Source organism: Erwinia mallotivora, from assembly GCF_000590885.1.
Classification (GTDB): domain Bacteria; phylum Pseudomonadota; class Gammaproteobacteria; order Enterobacterales; family Enterobacteriaceae; genus Erwinia; species Erwinia mallotivora.
In genome coordinates, this window is sequence record NZ_JFHN01000045.1 from 60,384 (window position 1) to 73,525 (window position 13,142).

The 13,142-nt window shown below is 50.7% G+C and carries 13 protein-coding genes; 8 read left to right on the forward strand and 5 right to left on the reverse strand.

Going from position 1 to position 13,142, the window contains the following annotated elements:
• Nucleotides 1-222 precede the first annotated feature (222 nt).
• Nucleotides 223-1,194, reverse strand: coding sequence for an octaprenyl diphosphate synthase (gene ispB, locus BG55_RS09100; protein ID WP_034936743.1), 972 nt, complete (start codon nt 1,192-1,194; stop codon nt 223-225).
• A 257-nt stretch (nt 1,195-1,451) separates the two neighbouring features.
• Between ispB and rplU the strand changes: the two genes are divergently transcribed.
• The 3 genes from rplU to cgtA all read left to right on the forward strand — a co-directional run bounded on the left by rplU (nt 1,452) and on the right by cgtA (nt 3,536).
• Nucleotides 1,452-1,763 carry a 50S ribosomal protein L21 gene (gene rplU, locus BG55_RS09105; protein WP_034936744.1) on the forward strand — a complete coding sequence of 104 codons (312 nt, stop codon included), beginning with the start codon at nt 1,452-1,454 and terminating at the stop codon, nt 1,761-1,763.
• A gap of 15 nt (nt 1,764-1,778) precedes the next feature.
• Entirely contained in the window at nt 1,779-2,036 is a 258-nt protein-coding gene (rpmA, locus tag BG55_RS09110) for a 50S ribosomal protein L27 (RefSeq protein ID WP_016190554.1), read from the forward strand.
• A gap of 321 nt (nt 2,037-2,357) precedes the next feature.
• Nucleotides 2,358-3,536 (forward strand): Obg family GTPase CgtA, encoded by a 1,179-nt coding sequence (cgtA, locus tag BG55_RS09115; RefSeq protein ID WP_034936746.1) that lies wholly within the window; start codon nt 2,358-2,360, stop codon nt 3,534-3,536.
• 48 nt (nt 3,537-3,584) lie between these two features.
• Here the strand turns inward: cgtA and pmrB are convergent, their stop codons facing one another.
• Genes pmrB through dacB form a run of 3 tightly spaced genes read right to left on the reverse strand, consistent with a single transcriptional unit; the run spans nt 3,585 to nt 6,738 of the window.
• Complete coding sequence (gene pmrB, locus BG55_RS09120) at nt 3,585-4,640, reverse strand: two-component system sensor histidine kinase PmrB (RefSeq protein WP_034936748.1); 1,056 nt, start codon at nt 4,638-4,640, stop codon at nt 3,585-3,587.
• Nucleotides 4,637-5,299: a two-component system response regulator PmrA gene (pmrA, locus tag BG55_RS09125; RefSeq protein WP_034936751.1), complete on the reverse strand. Its 663-nt coding sequence runs from the start codon at nt 5,297-5,299 to the stop codon at nt 4,637-4,639. The genes pmrB and pmrA overlap by 4 nt, the downstream gene beginning before the upstream one ends.
• Before the next feature lie 5 nt (nt 5,300-5,304).
• The gene (dacB, locus tag BG55_RS09130; protein ID WP_034937368.1) at nt 5,305-6,738 is read right to left on the reverse strand and encodes a serine-type D-Ala-D-Ala carboxypeptidase; all 1,434 of its coding nucleotides are present in this window, start codon (nt 6,736-6,738) and stop codon (nt 5,305-5,307) included.
• Nucleotides 6,739-6,987: 249 nt separating this feature from the next.
• Here dacB and greA point away from each other — a divergent pair, with 249 nt between their 5' ends.
• Complete coding sequence (gene greA / locus BG55_RS09135) at nt 6,988-7,464, forward strand: transcription elongation factor GreA (protein WP_034936753.1); 477 nt, start codon at nt 6,988-6,990, stop codon at nt 7,462-7,464.
• Between the two features lie 120 nt (nt 7,465-7,584).
• Here greA and yhbY read toward each other — a convergent pair whose 3' ends face one another.
• The gene (yhbY, locus tag BG55_RS09140; RefSeq protein WP_034936755.1) at nt 7,585-7,878 is read right to left on the reverse strand and encodes a ribosome assembly RNA-binding protein YhbY; all 294 of its coding nucleotides are present in this window, start codon (nt 7,876-7,878) and stop codon (nt 7,585-7,587) included.
• A gap of 127 nt (nt 7,879-8,005) precedes the next feature.
• Between yhbY and rlmE the strand changes: the two genes are divergently transcribed.
• From rlmE to glmM, 4 genes are all read left to right on the forward strand, one after another.
• On the forward strand, nt 8,006-8,635 hold the full coding sequence (gene rlmE, locus BG55_RS09145; RefSeq protein ID WP_034936758.1) for a 23S rRNA (uridine(2552)-2'-O)-methyltransferase RlmE: 630 nt from the start codon (nt 8,006-8,008) through the stop codon (nt 8,633-8,635).
• 55 nt (nt 8,636-8,690) lie between these two features.
• The gene (gene ftsH, locus BG55_RS09150; RefSeq protein WP_034936761.1) at nt 8,691-10,622 is read left to right on the forward strand and encodes an ATP-dependent zinc metalloprotease FtsH; all 1,932 of its coding nucleotides are present in this window, start codon (nt 8,691-8,693) and stop codon (nt 10,620-10,622) included.
• Nucleotides 10,623-10,723: 101 nt separating this feature from the next.
• Nucleotides 10,724-11,560, forward strand: coding sequence for a dihydropteroate synthase (folP, locus tag BG55_RS09155; protein ID WP_034936765.1), 837 nt, complete (start codon nt 10,724-10,726; stop codon nt 11,558-11,560).
• Between the two features lie 4 nt (nt 11,561-11,564).
• Entirely contained in the window at nt 11,565-12,899 is a 1,335-nt protein-coding gene (glmM, locus tag BG55_RS09160) for a phosphoglucosamine mutase (protein WP_034936767.1), read from the forward strand.
• Nucleotides 12,900-13,142 lie beyond the last annotated feature (243 nt).

Genomic DNA, 13,142 nt, shown 5'->3' on the forward strand with positions numbered 1-13,142 from the left:
TCGTCCTCCATGTACGCAGGACATTTTATAGCAATAAAACTCCAGTTATTTCCAATACTTTCTTGATGTCGGGCTGATTTTGTGTGGCATTACGCAAAAGGCGTGAAACGTAACAGGGTAATTTGCAAAGCGAATTAAGCCCGAATGTTCAGGTGACGGGGTTGTGCATCAACATCATCGCAAAAGAAGAGCGCGGGTTTCCGCGCCTGGAGAGATTGCGTATCAGAATTCGCGTTGCACCGACATGTGCGCCAGCGCTTCAAGTGCGCTGCGCCAGGGCGACTCGGGCAATACCTTAAGCGCCGCGATAGCTTTATCCGCTTCCTGTTCAGCTGCACGGCGTGTCCAGATGAGTGAACCACACTGATGCATCGCATCTAATACCGGCTCAAGTAAATGGCGACCATTACCCTGTTCAATTGCGCCCCGAATCATTGCTGCCTGCTCTGCGGTACCGTTGCGCATGGCGTGGAGGAGTGGCAACGTTGGCTTGCCTTCACTCAGGTCATCGCCGACATTTTTACCGAGAGTTTTGCCATCCGCACTGTAATCCAACAAATCATCGATTAACTGGAAAGCGGTTCCAATAAATCGTCCATAATCCTGCAAAGCTTTTTCCTGTTCTGACGTCGCTGAGGCAAGGATTGCAGAAGATTGAGCCGCAGCCTCAAACAGTCGCGCGGTTTTACTGTAGATGACCCGCATGTAGCTCTCTTCACTGATATCGGGGTCATTGCAGTTCATCAGTTGCAGCACTTCACCTTCGGCAATCACGTTTACGGCTTCAGACATCAATGCGAGCACGCGCAGAGAACCCAGGCTGGTCATCATCTGAAACGCCCGGGTATAAATAAAGTCCCCAACCAGCACGCTTGCCGCGTTACCAAAAGTCGCATTAGCGGTTGCTTTACCCCGGCGCATATCTGACTCATCAACCACATCATCATGCAGCAGAGTTGCTGTATGAATGAATTCGATCAGGGCAGCAACTGTAACGTGTTGTTTTCCTGAATAGTTGAGCGCGCGAGCGGCTAAAACGGCGATCATCGGGCGAATACGTTTTCCCCCGCCGCTAATAATGTAGTAACCCAACTGATTGATGAAGGATACCTCAGAATTCAGCTGTTCAAGTATTGTTGCATTGACGTCCGCCATATCCTGTGCGGTGAGTTCGTTTATCTGTTCTAAGTTCATCAGTCTGTTCAGCTATTGCTCAGTATGCTGCTATGATAAGCGTCTTTACCCGTACCTGCGGCAATGACTAATGTATAACAGATTGTACTTGAAAATCCCGGCGGAGAAACGTTTGCATACGCTTTGCGTTTTTTTTCTGCAATACCCTGCAACAGCCCCTTGTCATTGCCTGTGAACTTGCGTAGAATTCGCGCCCTATTGTGAATATTTATAGCGCAGCCTGAAACCAGGATGGCAAGCGCGAAAGCGGAGTTTATATGTACGCGGTTTTCCAAAGTGGTGGTAAACAACACCGAGTAAGCGAAGGTCAGACCGTTCGCCTGGAAAAGCTGGATATCGCAACCGGCGAAACGATTGAATTCGACCAGGTTCTGATGATTGCTAACGGTGAAGACGTGACTATTGGCGCGCCTTTAGTTTCAGGTGGCGTGATCAAGGCAGAAATCGTTGCTCATGGTCGCGGCGAGAAAGTTAAAATTGTTAAGTTTCGTCGTCGTAAACACTACCGTAAGCAGCAGGGTCACCGTCAGTGGTTCACTGATGTGAAGATCACTGGCATCAGCGCCTAAGAGGAGATCTGACAAATGGCACACAAAAAGGCTGGCGGCTCCACACGAAATGGTCGCGACTCCAATGCAAAACGCCTGGGTGTTAAGCGTTTTGGTGGTGAATCAGTACTGGCAGGCAGCATCATCGTTCGTCAGCGCGGAACCAAATTCCACGCGGGTAACAACGTAGGCTGTGGCCGTGACCACACACTGTTTGCAACTGCAAACGGCAAGGTCCTGTTTGAAGTAAAAGGCCCGAATAACCGTAAATACATCAGCATCGTTGCTGAGTAAGGTTTTCGTGTCGGAAGGCGGTAGCTGATACCGCTTTCAGCAGCGAATCATGAAGCCCCGCTATGATTGCGGGGCTTTTTACATTCTGCATTTTGATTTGTTGGCCCTGCGGTCGGCAGATTCACGGCAATTTCTTTTTTGCTGTACACTTTATATTCAGTTGCAGGATGTGTTGATATCGTCCCTTCAGGGATGCAATGCAAATTAATTTTGCGGAACCAGGCACCTTGCTACCGTCATCAGACCGCTGGTCTGCCCCGACGGCTCATGCCGTACCTGCATAGCAAAGCGGGGCGGAAAGATGATTTACGGAGAAGTAACATGAAGTTTGTTGATGAGGCGACGATCCTCGTTGCTGCGGGCGATGGTGGTAATGGCTGCGTCAGCTTCCGTCGTGAGAAATATATTCCTAAAGGCGGTCCGGATGGTGGTGATGGCGGTGATGGCGGTGATGTTTATGTCCAGGCCGACGAAAACCTGAACACGCTGATCGACTATCGCTTTGAAAAGTCTTTTCGTGCTGAACGTGGTCAGAATGGTAAGAGTCGTGACTGCACCGGCAAACGCGGCCAGGACATTATTATCAAAGTTCCGGTTGGCACCCGGGTTATCGACCAGGGCACAGGTGAAACGCTGGGCGACATGATGAGTCATGGTCAGCTACAGATGGTGGCCAAAGGCGGCTGGCATGGCCTGGGTAACAGCCGTTTTAAATCCTCGGTGAACCGTACGCCACGTCAGAAAACCATGGGGACGCCGGGTGAAAAACGAGACCTCCAGCTTGAATTGCTGTTGCTGGCAGACGTAGGGATGCTGGGACTGCCCAATGCGGGTAAGTCCACTTTTATCAGAGCTGTTTCTGCCGCCCGGCCTAAAGTGGCAGACTATCCTTTTACCACTCTGGCACCCAGCCTGGGTGTGGTACGGATGGACAGCGAGCAAAGTTTTGTTGTGGCGGATATTCCCGGTTTGATAGAGGGAGCTTCTGAAGGGGCGGGTTTAGGCATTCGCTTCCTGAAGCATCTTGAACGTTGCCGGGTATTACTGCATACCATTGATCTGGCACCGATTGACGAATCTGACCCGGTGGAAAATGCCCGTATTATTCTGGCGGAGCTGAAAAAGTACAGTGAAAAGTTGTTCAATAAGCCACGCTGGCTGGTATTCAACAAAGTCGATCTGTTGGAGCAGACTGAAGCTGAATCGCGGGCTAAAGCGATTGCCGAGTCGTTAGGCTGGAGTGATAAATACTATCTGATCTCAGCAGCTAATCGTGCTGGTGTAACTCCTCTTTGTTGGGATGTCATGGCTTTCCTTAATGCCAATCCCAAAGAAGCGGAAGAGGCGCAGAAGCAGCCTGAGAAAGTGGAATTTATGTGGGACGACTATCATCGTCAGCAACTTGAAGAAGCTGAACAGTCGGTAGAAGATGATGACGACTGGGATGATGAATGGGACGAGGACGACGACGAAGGCGTCGAAATCATCTACCAGCGGTGATACAGCAAAGGGACACAATCTGTGTCCCTTTTCGATCGCCATTGCAGTTCAGTTAAGCTTTGCGGGTAGCCAGCAGGTTGCATTGAGGCCGCTGCGGTCCTGGCGATTATGCAAACGTAATTCGCCGTGGTGAAGCTGAGCGATTCTCTGCACAATATTTAATCCCAGCCCACTTCCACCATAGCGCTGATCCATGCGGCGAAATGCTTTGGTCAGATCCTGCGTCGCAGAGGGATCGATCCCCGGTCCTTCATCCCGCACGGTAAAACTACTGCCACCTTGTTCTGTCTGCACAATCAGACTGATATGGCTTCCTTCCGGACTGTAGCGGGAGGCATTCTCCAGCAGATTACGCAACATTAATCGCAGTAATACGGCATCTCCCTGGATGCTGGGAGTCATATTGCCGGGCTCTTCGAGCGTCTGATTGCGTAAGGCCAGCATTTCGACCATTTCAACCTGCAAGGGGGCAAATACGGCATACCAGCTAACGATCTGATAATGGCCCCCTGCCAGCGCCTGACCGGCCCGCGACAGCATCAGCAACTGCTCAATGACATGCATCAGTTGGTCAATTCGCTCAACCAACATTTTTCCCTGTGGCACACCCTGTTGCTCAAGCAGTTCCAGATGCAGACGCAGTCCGGCAAGCGGGGTACGGAGCTCATGAGCGGCATCGGCGGTAAACAGCCGCTCCTGTTGCAACGTGTGTTCCAGCCTGCCCAAAAGCTGATTCATTGCACCTGTTACTGCTGCTATCTCAGTCATATCGGAAAAATGTGGCAGTGGCGTCAGATTATCAGCCGAACGCTCTGACAGGCTTGTTTGCAGTGAGCGAAGTGGACGAATAATCCAGCTTATCGCCCAGAATGACAGTAACAGTGTTAAGCAAACCATCACCAGCGAGGGCAGCAGCAGAGAGGCGATCGCTTCGCGTATCTCTCCTTCAACCCGTTCATTACGTGCGTGAGCCGAAAGCGTTTCGTTAACCAGAAAACCTATCTGCTCACGACTTTCATGCCACAGCCAGGCGGCACTCATTAACTGGCAGGTGAGCAGGATCAGCGCCAGCATAATCAGCAAGCGCCGACGCATACTGTTCACGCGCGTTCTTCCAGACGATATCCCACACCACGGACGGTTCGGATACGATCTTTGCCCAGTTTGCGCCGTAGGTTATGAATGTGAACTTCCAGCGTATTAGAGCCGGTATCATCCTGCCAACTGTAAAGGTCCTGCTGTAAAGTTTCACGATGCACCGTCTGGCCGATACGCATCAGTAAACGGGTCAGCAAGGCAAACTCTTTCGGGGTAATTTCAAGCGGCTGATTGTCGAGATAAACCTGCCGTGAGGAGAGATTGAGCGAAATATCCCCCTGTTGCAGCAAATTATCACTGTGCCCCTGATAGCGACGAATCAAAGCCCGCACCCTGGCTTTTAACTCAACAAGAGCAAAAGGCTTCACCAGATAATCATCGGCTCCCGCATCCAGACCTTCTACCCGATCCTCTAAAGCGTCGCGGGCGGTGAGAATTAACACCGGTAGATCGATATGGGCTTTGCGCCACTGACGTAGCAGATCGCCACCATCACGATCCGGCAGCCCCAGATCAAGCACGATCAGACTATATTGCCCACTGTCCAGCAGGGCACATGCTTCTGATCCTTTTGTTGCTGTGTCCACGGCGTAGCCCTCACTGGTTAGTGCCTGAACCAGCCCGCCCAGCAAGAGCGCGTCATCTTCCACAATCAGTAATTTCATTGTTGTCAGTTGTTTTGGTAAACATCCTTATAGAGTCGGCTTTCAAAGCGAACCAACGGAATACGGCGCTGTTTCTGATCCTGCGGCGGAACCGCATAGCCAGAAAGATACTGAACAAAAGCCACGCGCTGTCCACTGGCGGTGGTCATGAAGCCGGCAAGATTATAGACGCCTTGTAGTGAACCTGTTTTGGCTGACACTTTGCCATCCACGCCAGCCTCGTGCAGACCACCCCGATAACGTAAGGTGCCGTCATAACCCGCAAGTGGCAACATGGAGATAAAGTTTAATTGTTGATCGTTTTTTGCAATGTATTGCAACACCTGCATCATAGTAGCAGGTGAAAGCAAATCATGGCGTGACAAACCTGAGCCATCCACCTGGATACTGTTACCCAAATCGACATTTGCTTTCTGTCGCAGGATCTGACGTACGGCATCAGAACCCGCGCGCCAGGTACCCGGTACTCCAAAGCGTTCATGACCGATAGTGCGGAAAACGGTGTCGGCAATCATGTTGTCCGACTTCTTCAACATAATTTTCAGCAAATCGTGCAGGGGAGCGGACTGCGTTGCAGCCAGCACGGTGGCAGGCGTGGTGACCTGCGTCTGGCGTAGAAGATGACCTGAATAGTCGATACCTGCATCCTGCAACTCTGCTTTCAGCAGAGCGCCTGCATAGCTGGCCCCATCCTGGATAGCAAAAGCCAGCGGAAGAGGTTCAGAGCGTTGCGTCATACAGCCCGTTAATGTAAAGCGATTCAGCTCGCCAGGCATCACATCCAGTTCACAATACTGCGCTTCTGATGAACCCCGAGCCAGAGTGCGGACTTCACTGAACATGTTGACCGGATAGTAAGACGCAACCCGGATAAAAGCTTTTTCGCCCGGATTAGGCGCACTGTACAGCGATACCGAAAAACAGTTGCGGTCGACAATTGCCGCAGCAGGAGGCGCGCTGAAGCATTGTGTCAGGTCATTCCAGGGCCAGCCCGGTGCTTTATCGTGGCTGGCAAAAATGGAGGTATCAATGACCAGATTTCCCTGAATATGCTGGATACCCTGTTTTTTAAGATTTGCCACCATATTACGTAAATCCTGCCGGGTCAGGGTGGGATCGCCGCCAAATCGTGCGACAAGATCGCCTTTCAACGTTCCATCGCTGATGCTCCCCTTACTTTCCAGCTGGGTGTGAAATCGGTAATCTGGTCCCAGTTGCAGCAGTGCTGCCAGTGCGGTGATCACCTTCATGGTACTGGCGGGAAGGGCCATCTGTTTGCTGTGATAATCAATGGAGGGTGTGCTTGCACCTATTTTTTGGACAATCAGTGTCAGATTGGCGCCATCTGGCAGATACTGGGTGTAATCTTCGACCTGTGCGGCCTGTGCATTTAGCATAAATGCGCAGGCCAGGCCGGTTATAAATGGTGAAAATCGCATAATCTCGCGTTTACTGGCAGGTGATGTTGTCATACTACGGTGCTTCAAGGTGCAAAGTAAACGATGACCCACCATGAACTCTGCGGTAAAATACGTATCAAAATGCAAAACCTTCAGACCCTGAGACATACCTTCGGGTCGGGGTTATTTTGTTTGTAATTCAGTAGCAAGCGCCGCAGAACGCTTTTTCTGCATCTGACTGTCAGGATGACGAAATTTTGCACAGGACAGAGTTAACGAGGTATTGAGATGAATCAGATTCCGATGACGTTAAGGGGCGCGGAAAGACTGCGCGAAGAGCTGGAAGAGCTGAAAACCATTAAACGCCCCAGAATTATTGCCTCAATTGCTGAAGCACGTGAGCATGGTGATTTAAAAGAGAATGCCGAATATCACGCTGCGCGTGAAGAGCAGGGATTCTGTGAGGGCCGGATTCAGGAAATTGAAGCCAAGCTGTCTAATGCACAGGTAATAGATGTCACTAAAATGAATGCGAATGGCCGCATCATTTTTGGTTCGACTGTGACCGTATTGAATCTGGACACCGATGAAGAGTCGACCTATCGCATCGTTGGCGATGACGAAGCTGACTTCAAACAAAATCTGATTTCCGTCAACTCACCGATGGCGCGTGGTTTGATCGGAAAAGAGGTGGACGACGTCACGGTGATCAAAACGCCGGGTGGTGACGTAGAGTACGAGATTCTTAAGGTTGAATATCTCTGAACAGAGGCGGTAATTGAGTTCAGAAGATTGTAAAGAAAAGAAAAGGCCGTCAGACGGCCTTTTATAAGGATAAGGAGCATGGCAACTTCTGCTGGCTGATTTTCAGAAATGTTTCCGAATTCAGCGCGGGAGGGCTATTTTCCCTTCTTTTGACGGACGGAACAGCACCAGTGTTTTGCCGATGACCTGTACGTTAGCGGCTTTGGTTTCACGCACAATAGCGTCAACTATGAGGCTTTTAGTCTCACGGTCTTCGGTAGCAATTTTTACCTTGATCAACTCGTGATGTTCCAGCGCTTGTTCAATTTCGGCCAGCACTCCTTCGGTCAGGCCGTTGTTACCCAGCATTACGACGGGCTTCAGCGGATGGGCCAGTCCTTTCAGGTGCTGTTTTTGTTTGGTACTCAGATTCATCGTATTTTTTACTTACATTGGGATTGAAAACGGGTCATTCTACCGCCATCTCCGGTGTATCACCAAATCGGTGTGCTGATTTGCGCGGTTTATTTATCGCATACGTTGAATCAAAGTTGGAAATTGTATGACTGGTAAAAAGCGTTCGGCCAGTTCCAGCCGCTGGCTTCAGGAACACTTTAGCGATAAATATGTGCTCGAGGCACAGAAAAAAGGGCTGCGCTCTCGTGCCTGGTTTAAACTTGATGAAATACAGCAGGGCGATAAGCTCTTCAGGCCGGGAATGACGGTGGTTGACCTCGGCGCAGCGCCCGGGGGCTGGTCGCAATATGTGGTGACGCAGATTGGCAATAAAGGTCGCGTCATTGCCTGTGATATCCTGCCGATGGATCCTATCGTTGGTGTCGATTTCCTACAGGGTGATTTTCGTGATGAACTGGTGCTGAAAGCACTGATGGACCGCGTCGGAGAAGACAAAATCCAGGTAGTGATGTCGGATATGGCACCGAATATGACCGGGACGCCTGAGGTGGATATTCCAAGGTCAATGTATTTGGTTGAGCTTGCGCTGGAGATGTGTCGGGATGTACTGGCACCTGGCGGTAGTTTTTTAGTGAAAGTGTTTCAGGGAGATGGCTTTGAAGATTACCTCCGGGAAATTCGCTCCCTGTTTACGAAAGTGAAAATTCGTAAGCCGGATTCTTCGCGCTCTCGTTCGCGTGAAGTGTACATTGTAGCGACAGGGCGCAAACTATAGTACCCTACGCTGTCTGTTAACACAGTTGTAATATGAGGTTAATCCCTTGAGTGACATGGCGAAAAACCTGATTCTTTGGTTAGTCATCGCAGTTGTGCTGATGTCGGTTTTCCAGAGTTTCGGACCCAGCGAGTCGAATGGCCGTAGGGTTGATTACTCAACTTTCCTGTCTGAAGTTAATCAGGATCAGGTCCGCGAGGCTCGTATCAACGGACGTGAAATCAACGTTACCAAAAAAGATAGCAATCGATACACGACCTATATCCCCGTCAACGATCCCAAGTTGCTCGATAACCTGTTGACCAAAAACGTAAAAGTAGTGGGTGAACCACCTGAAGAACCAAGCCTGTTGGCTTCTATCTTCATCTCATGGTTCCCGATGCTGTTGTTGATTGGTGTCTGGATATTCTTCATGCGCCAGATGCAGGGCGGTGGTGGCAAGGGAGCGATGTCCTTTGGCAAAAGCAAAGCCCGCATGTTGACGGAAGATCAGATCAAAACGACTTTTGCAGATGTGGCAGGCTGTGATGAAGCCAAAGAGGAAGTTGGTGAACTGGTTGAATACCTGCGCGAGCCAAGCCGTTTTCAGAAGCTGGGTGGTAAAATTCCGAAAGGCGTGCTGATGGTTGGCCCTCCCGGTACGGGTAAAACGTTGTTAGCAAAAGCCATCGCAGGTGAAGCAAAAGTGCCTTTCTTCACCATTTCAGGTTCTGACTTTGTTGAAATGTTTGTCGGCGTCGGTGCTTCTCGTGTTCGTGACATGTTCGAACAAGCCAAAAAAGCAGCGCCTTGTATCATCTTTATCGATGAAATTGATGCGGTTGGTCGGCAACGTGGTGCTGGTCTGGGTGGTGGTCACGACGAGCGTGAGCAGACTCTGAACCAGATGCTGGTCGAGATGGATGGTTTTGAAGGCAATGAGGGCATCATCGTTATCGCCGCGACTAACCGTCCGGATGTACTCGACCCTGCACTGCTGCGTCCGGGACGTTTTGACCGCCAGGTCGTGGTCGGTTTGCCTGACGTACGTGGACGTGAGCAAATTCTGAAAGTGCATATGCGTCGCGTCCCTCTGGCAACAGATATTGATGCAGCAATCATTGCGCGCGGCACGCCAGGTTTTTCCGGGGCCGATCTGGCAAACCTGGTGAACGAAGCGGCGCTGTTTGCTGCTCGTGGTAATCGCCGTGTGGTATCGATGGTTGAGTTTGAGAAGGCGAAAGACAAGATCATGATGGGAGCCGAAAGGCGCTCTATGGTGATGACTGAGGCACAGAAAGAGTCCACCGCTTATCACGAAGCGGGCCATGCGATTATTGGTCGGCTGGTACCGGAGCACGATCCCGTGCATAAAGTTACCATCATTCCGCGTGGTCGTGCCCTGGGGGTGACTTTCTTCCTGCCTGAGGGGGATGCCATCAGCGCCAGTCGTCAGAAACTGGAAAGTCAGATTTCCACCCTCTATGGTGGTCGCCTTGCTGAAGAGATCATTTACGGTGTTGAACATGTTTCCACCGGTGCCTCTAACGACATCAAAGTAGCAACCTCAATTGCACGTAACATGGTTACGCAATGGGGCTTCTCAGAAAAACTGGGGCCGTTGCTTTACGCTGAAGAAGAAGGTGAAGTTTTCCTTGGACGTTCTGTAGCTAAAGCAAAACATATGTCTGATGAAACTGCTCGTATCATTGATCAGGAAGTGAAGTCACTGGTAGAAGGTAACTACCAACGTGCCCGTCGCATTCTGAACGAAAACATGGACATACTTCATGCAATGAAAGATGCGCTGATGAAGTATGAAACCATCGATGCGCCGCAGATTGACGACCTGATGGCGCGCCGCGAAGTGCGTCCGCCAGCAGGTTGGGAAGATCCAGGCACTAATAATTCTGACAGCAACGGTACACCAAAGGCTCCGCGACCGGTAGATGAACCGCGTACGCCAAATCCAGGCAATACCATGTCAGAACAGCTGGGCGATAAATAAGTTATCCTGCCATCGTCCCCCTGAACCCCGGCGCTGACCGGGGTTTTTTATATCCACGACAACTGAATATGATTCGTAAATCTGTCAGGAGAGACAACGTTATGAAACTTCATGCCAGAGACTCCGTGCTCGATTTATCCCATCCTCATGTGATGGGTATATTGAATGTAACTCCGGATTCGTTCTCTGATGGCGGCAAGCATAACGAGTTAATTCAGGCTGTTACACATGCTAATTCCATGATTAATGCAGGCGCGACCATCATCGATATTGGTGGCGAGTCCACGCGTCCCGGTGCGGAAGAGGTCAGTGTACAGCAGGAGCTGGAGCGGGTGATCCCGGTAGTGGAAGCCATTGCGCAACGCTTTGAAGTGTGGATTTCAGTAGATACATCTAAAACCGAAGTGATTCGCGAGGCTGCCCATGCGGGAGCGCATCTGATTAACGACATCCGTTCATTGCAGGAGCCAGGAGCGCTGGAGGCTACAGCGGCCAGTGGCCTGCCGGTCTGCCTGATGCATATGCAGGGCGAGCCACGCACTATGCAACAGTCACCGCATTATCAGCATTTTTTACAGGATGTTGAGGCATTTTTCATCGAGCGCATTGCGCGCTGTGAGGCCGCAGGAATTAAAAAAGATCGGTTGCTGCTCGACCCGGGATTTGGTTTCGGTAAGAATCTGAGACACAATTATCAGCTGCTGGCCCACCTTGCTGATTTTCATCGTTTTGGTATGCCTCTGCTGGTCGGAATGTCACGCAAAAGCATGATAGGCCAGTTGTTAAACGTCGGCCCATCTCAGCGTCTGACTGGTAGTCTGGCCTGCGCGGTGATTGCCGCTATGCAAGGTGCGCATATTCTGCGTGTCCATGATGTTAAAGAAACCGTCGAGGCCATGCGCGTCGTCGAAGCAACATTGTCAGCAAAGGAAGAGTAATCCTATGAGCAACCGTAAGTATTTTGGGACCGATGGCATTCGTGGAAAAGTGGGCGAATCGCCAATTACGCCTGATTTTGTGCTCAAGTTGGGCTGGGCGGCGGGCAAGGTGCTGGCAAGAAACGGCTCAAAAAAAATCATTATTGGCAAGGATACGCGTATCTCAGGTTACATGTTGGAGTCGGCCCTGGAGGCTGGTTTGGCGGCCGCTGGATTATCAGCAGCTTTTACCGGACCGATGCCTACGCCAGCTATTGCCTATCTGACCCGTACTTTTCGGGCTGAAGCCGGGATCGTTATTTCCGCTTCACACAATCCTTTTGATGACAATGGTATTAAATTTTTCTCGATTGAAGGCACCAAGTTACCTGACGATGTTGAGGAAGCGATTGAGGCAGAAATGGAAAAGCCGATTACCTGCGTGGAATCTGCTGAACTTGGTCGTGCCAGTCGTATTGTTGATGCCGCAGGTCGCTATATTGAGTTCTGTAAAGGCACATTTCCTGGCGAACTGAGCCTGAATGGGCTGAAAATCGTCGTGGATTGTGCAAATGGTGCAACCTATCATATCGCGCCAAATGTGCTGCGCGAACTTGGGGCCACGGTCATTACGCTGGGTGTCCACCCTGATGGTATGAACATCAATAAAGAATGTGGTGCAACAGATGTTCGTCAACTTCAGGCGCGAGTGCTGGCAGAAAAGGCAGATATTGGTCTGGCTTATGACGGTGATGGTGACCGCATCATGATGGTGGACCACCTTGGTTGCAAAGTGGATGGCGATCAGATTCTTTACATCATCGCTCGAGAAGGTCTGCGCCAGGGGCAGTTACGTGGCGGCGTCGTGGGCACATTGATGAGCAACATGGGGCTGGAACTGGCACTGAAGCAGTTGGGAATTCCTTTTGCCAGAGCAAAAGTCGGCGATCGTTATGTTTTAGAAAAAATGCAGGAAAAAGGCTGGCGTCTCGGGGCGGAAAACTCCGGGCATGTCATCCTGCTTGATAAGACCACTACCGGAGATGGCATAGTAGCTGGTTTGCAGGTACTTACTGCGATGGTACGTAATCATATGAGCCTGCATGACTTGTGTAGCGGGATGAAACTGCTGCCACAAATACTGGTGAATGTTCGCTTCAGCGGTGAAACCGATCCCCTGGAAGATGAGCAGGTCAAAGCGGTGACATCCGAGGTTGAGAAAGAACTGCACGGTCGTGGTCGCGTGTTGTTGAGAAAATCGGGTACGGAGCCTTTAATCCGGGTAATGGTTGAAGGCGAGAATGAAGATCAGGTGACGGCACTGGCACATCGTATTGCCGACGCCGTCAAGGCCGTTTAACACAGTGATCACCGGAGTTGCTGGCTCCGCTTTATTTTTCAAGCTAATGGATGAGCTGAAGTGTGTGCAGGAATGCCTGGGCAGCCGTGATTGTCTGATTTATCAGCATTTTCCATCTTCACTCATGACTTTTGCTGTTTTTTTCTGCAAATAACCTCAGGGTGATAAATTGCCCTTGCGTGGGCAGGCTGCTTTGGTTAGTATTCACACCCGCTTCGGAAGGGTAGTGATACTACCTGCTGG

Excerpts from the sequence above, each read along its gene's own strand:
- ispB (WP_034936743.1), bottom strand. The coding sequence starts at position 1,194 with ATGAACTTAGAACAGATAAACGAACTCACCGCACAGGATATGGCGGAC.
- rplU (WP_034936744.1), top strand. The coding sequence starts at position 1,452 with ATGTACGCGGTTTTCCAAAGTGGTGGTAAACAACACCGAGTAAGCGAA.
- rpmA (WP_016190554.1), top strand. The coding sequence starts at position 1,779 with ATGGCACACAAAAAGGCTGGCGGCTCCACACGAAATGGTCGCGACTCC.
- cgtA (WP_034936746.1), top strand. The coding sequence starts at position 2,358 with ATGAAGTTTGTTGATGAGGCGACGATCCTCGTTGCTGCGGGCGATGGT.
- pmrA (WP_034936751.1), bottom strand. The coding sequence starts at position 5,299 with ATGAAATTACTGATTGTGGAAGATGACGCGCTCTTGCTGGGCGGGCTG.
- dacB (WP_034937368.1), bottom strand. The coding sequence starts at position 6,738 with ATGCGATTTTCACCATTTATAACCGGCCTGGCCTGCGCATTTATGCTA.
- greA (WP_034936753.1), top strand. The coding sequence starts at position 6,988 with ATGAATCAGATTCCGATGACGTTAAGGGGCGCGGAAAGACTGCGCGAA.
- yhbY (WP_034936755.1), bottom strand. The coding sequence starts at position 7,878 with ATGAATCTGAGTACCAAACAAAAACAGCACCTGAAAGGACTGGCCCAT.
- rlmE (WP_034936758.1), top strand. The coding sequence starts at position 8,006 with ATGACTGGTAAAAAGCGTTCGGCCAGTTCCAGCCGCTGGCTTCAGGAA.
- ftsH (WP_034936761.1), top strand. The coding sequence starts at position 8,691 with ATGGCGAAAAACCTGATTCTTTGGTTAGTCATCGCAGTTGTGCTGATG.
- folP (WP_034936765.1), top strand. The coding sequence starts at position 10,724 with ATGAAACTTCATGCCAGAGACTCCGTGCTCGATTTATCCCATCCTCAT.
- glmM (WP_034936767.1), top strand. The coding sequence starts at position 11,565 with ATGAGCAACCGTAAGTATTTTGGGACCGATGGCATTCGTGGAAAAGTG.